We start from the raw sequence: 1,642 nt of genomic DNA, 5'->3' as shown, positions 1-1,642 counted from the left end.
AAAATTATCATAGAAAGCAAATAAAACCTGTCGATTTGGTCAGCTTTTATTGTTTATTTTTTATTTCAGGCTAAATGGGTTCTTTTATAAGGCTTATTCGATGGACAAAGTGCTTGTTATCTTGAAAGATACAGATACCTAATCCAAGCTTAAGAACAAACAATAGCAAAAAATAAGTAGGGGTAATAAATGTTATGTCCGTATTTCCGCATGAAAATGCGATAAAATACACGTTGTAACTAATCTATTAAGTTCACAGTGATAGCCTGATAAATAACAAAAACTAATTAAGCACTTGCTAAACACTATAGCTAGGTTATCTTGATTTATCTAGTTTATGATTATTATCTTGGGTATTTTTTATGATGATAGTATTTATAAAACAACGATTTATGATAGATGAATTAAGTTATAATGCGTATATAATAAGAAAGCCACTCCAAAATTATCCTTATTTCATTTTAATATAGATAGCTTGTACTCAATAACAGGACAAAAAGTGCCGCGTTTATAGTGGTATTTATTCTAAGGTAAAGAGACACATATATGAATTTGCAGCGGGTAGACTTGAATTTACTGGTACATTTAGACGTGTTGCTACGAGAAAAAAACGTTACTCGTGCAGCTGAGCAGCTTGGCATTACTCAACCTGCGATGAGTAATATACTGCGTCGTTTACGCAAACTGTTTAATGATCCATTGTTAGTACGTTCATCTGAAGGCATGACGCCGACTGAGAGAGCTTTAGAGTTACAACCGCGTATTCGCGAAATACTTGCTGATTTGACTCAAGTGCTAGAACCCCGTACAGAATTTCGTCCGTATAGCACATCACGTGTCTTTCGTATTATGACCTCAGATTATGCCGAAGCGACATTAGTACCAAAATTGGTCAAAGCCTTACGCTCTGAAGCACCCAATGTCATTTTGGACTTCTTAACGCCATCAGATGTGTCTTATCGTGATATGGAGCAGGGCCGAGTCGATTTGGCGATTAACCGCTTTAATGAGATACCACAAAGCTTTCATCAAGTATTGGTTTGGCGTGATACTTTTAGCTGTTTGCTAGCATCAGAAAGCCCTTATGCCAATCGTTTTAATCTCAAAAACTATCTAAAAGCGCAACATGTATGGGTGTCTAAAACTGGTATGGGCGTGGGGTTCGGTGTCAATCCAGAAAAATCTGGGGGACTTGGCTCTATTGACCAAGCATTGCAACGTTTGGGACAAAAAAGACAGATCAGCGTCTTTACTCGTCATTATCAGATGCCAGCGATGCTTGCAGCAAATAAAGATTTGATTGCCACATTGCCGACACGAGTTGCACGCATGCAGGCTAACAACGACAGCATCATGATGAAAGAGCCACCATTTTTTATTCCTGAGTTTGAGCTAACAATGGCGTGGTCACCGTTACTACAGCATCATCCAGCTCATCGCTGGTTACGGCAACTAATTATGCATGTCGCACGGCAAGTGGTTGCTGATGAAGAGAATCAGGAGCAAGAAATACCTACTATTAATCATCTGTTCTAAAAAAATGACGAATAAGCATCTCTTATTCATATATTTATTAGAAAAGAGACAGTATAGAACCAGCTACCGTGCTGGTTTTTTATTTGCTTAAACCTGGCATTGGTTA

1 protein-coding gene is annotated in these 1,642 nt (G+C 37.9%); it reads left to right on the top strand.

Annotation, left to right across the window (positions count from 1 at the left end; genetic code table 11):
- Positions 1 to 546 precede the first annotated feature (546 nt).
- Entirely contained in the window at positions 547 to 1,536 is a 990-nt protein-coding gene (locus tag ACS8FD_RS13935) for a LysR family transcriptional regulator (protein ID WP_439260430.1), read from the top strand.
- Positions 1,537 to 1,642: the final 106 nt, after the last annotated feature.

Source organism: Psychrobacter sp. 1U2 (assembly GCF_051847575.1).
Note: the sequence above shows the minus strand (reverse complement) of the source record. Positions and strands in the feature narration are given on the sequence as shown.

What these genes read in the sequence shown, in the direction of transcription:
- ACS8FD_RS13935 (WP_439260430.1), top strand. Translation starts at nt 547, where the DNA reads ATGAATTTGCAGCGGGTAGACTTGAATTTACTGGTACATTTAGACGTG.